Source organism: Mycobacterium sp. TH-M15, from assembly GCF_057473705.1.
This window is the reverse complement of record NZ_JBYCLB010000266.1, coordinates 1-1,707: the sequence shown is the minus strand read 5'-3', so window position 1 is coordinate 1,707 and position 1,707 is coordinate 1. Positions and strand designations below refer to the sequence as shown.

The window sequence follows — 1,707 nt, the reverse complement described above, 5'->3', positions numbered from 1 at the left end:
CGACTTCTCGGCGAGCTGCTCGATCGGGTAGCCACGGTAACGCAGGATCCCGGCGTCGCCGTCGATGTAGGTGATCGCACTTTTGACCGGCGCGGTGTTGGCGTAGCCGTTGTCGAAGGTGGTGTGCCCGGTCTTGCCGAGCAGCGAGCCGATATCGATGCCGTCGGATCCCTCGGTGGCATGCACGATCGGCAGCTCTACCTCACCCCCCGGGTACCGGAGAGTCGCGGTGTCGTCGGTTGCGGCCACAAGAACCCCTTTGCGCTGTTGGCCCTGCCGGGCCGGGTCGTAATGGGCGTGTCTCAACTGAACGTAGTCGGTATCGGCGCGGCGCACCCGCTCGGGGCACTCATCGACCGTCCGGACGGGCCGGTCGGCGCGCGTCGTCCCCGGCGGAGACGCTGTCCGGGGCCATTCCGCGGCGCCCCCGAACCGCTTCTGGCCTGCGATAACGGATGAATGCCGGGGCCGCGAGCGTCGCGGCCAGCACGCCGGCCACAACCAGCGCCCCGCCGCCGCCCGCCGCGACGGCGGTTCCGACAGCCGCCCCAGCCGCCCCGTGCAGCGCGTCGGCCAGCCGGGGGCCGCCGGCTACCACCACGACGAACACCCCCTGCAGCCGGCCGCGCATCTCGTCGGAGGCCGCTTCCTGCAGGATCGTCGACCGGAACGCCGCCGAGACCATGTCCGCGGTGCCACCGACGGCCAGGAACGCCAGCGCCAGCCAGAGCACCGGGCCGGTGCGACCGCCCGCCTGGCCGATCGCGACGCCGAACCCGACCATGGCGGCACCCCAGATCAGGATCGCCACCACGATCACCAGACCCTGGCGCCGGACCCGGGGCAGCCAGCCGGAGAACACCCCGCCGGCGACGGCACCCGCGGACATCGACGCGGCCAACAGGCCCATCGTGGTGCCGCCGTCGATCGGCCCACCGAAGCTGTCGTGGGCGATCTGCGGGAACAGCGCCCGCGGCATGCCCAGGATCATCGCGATCAGATCCACCACGAACGACATCAGCACGACGGTGTTGCCGGCCAGGTAGCGGAAGCCGTCCAGCACCGCGGGCACCCCGAACCGCGACGGACCGGTGGCCGCCGATCCGGCCGGCGGCATCGGGTTGAGCCGCACCGTCGCCCAGATGGGGAAGATGCAGGTCACGGCGTCGATCAGGTACAGCGTGGGCAGGTCGACGAAGCCCAGCAGCAGACCCGCGAGCAGCGGGCCGACGATCGCCCCGAACTGGAAGACGGTCATGTTCAGCGAGTTGGCGGCCGGCAGATCCCCGCCGGCCACCATCCGGGGGATCGCCGCCGAGCGGGTCGGCGCGTTGACCGCGTAAAAACCCTGCTGCACCGCGAGCAGGCCCAGCACCACCCACACGTCATTGACTGCGGCCGCGGCCTGCACCCACAGCAGCAGCGACGCCAGGCCCAGCCCGCAGGAGGCGATGACCAGCAGCGTCCGGCGGTCCATCGCATCCGCCCAGGCACCACCCAGCAGGCCGAAGACGATCAGCGGCACCAGGGCGAACACGCCGGCCAGCCCGACGTACGCCGAGTTGCGGGTGAGCGCGTAGATCTGCACCGGCACGGCGAAGATGGTCAGGTTCGCCCCGATGACGGTGGGGATGCCGGCCAGCCACAGCCGCCGGAAGTCGCGGCTGCGCAGCGGGGTGGTGTCGGCGAGCAGCCTCACCGGGCTGC

Annotated in this window: 2 protein-coding genes; both read right to left on the bottom strand. The window is 71.7% G+C overall.

Features of this window, described 5'->3' with window-relative positions; genetic code table 11:
• On the bottom strand, nucleotides 1-249 hold a 249-nt coding region (locus tag AC2VNT_RS06325; RefSeq protein ID WP_486946041.1), incomplete at its 3' end, for a citrate/2-methylcitrate synthase.
• 100 nt (nucleotides 250-349) lie between these two features.
• Nucleotides 350-1,699 carry an MFS transporter gene (locus tag AC2VNT_RS06320; protein WP_486946042.1) on the bottom strand — a complete coding sequence of 450 codons (1,350 nt, stop codon included), beginning with the start codon at nucleotides 1,697-1,699 and terminating at the stop codon, nucleotides 350-352.
• Nucleotides 1,700-1,707 lie beyond the last annotated feature (8 nt).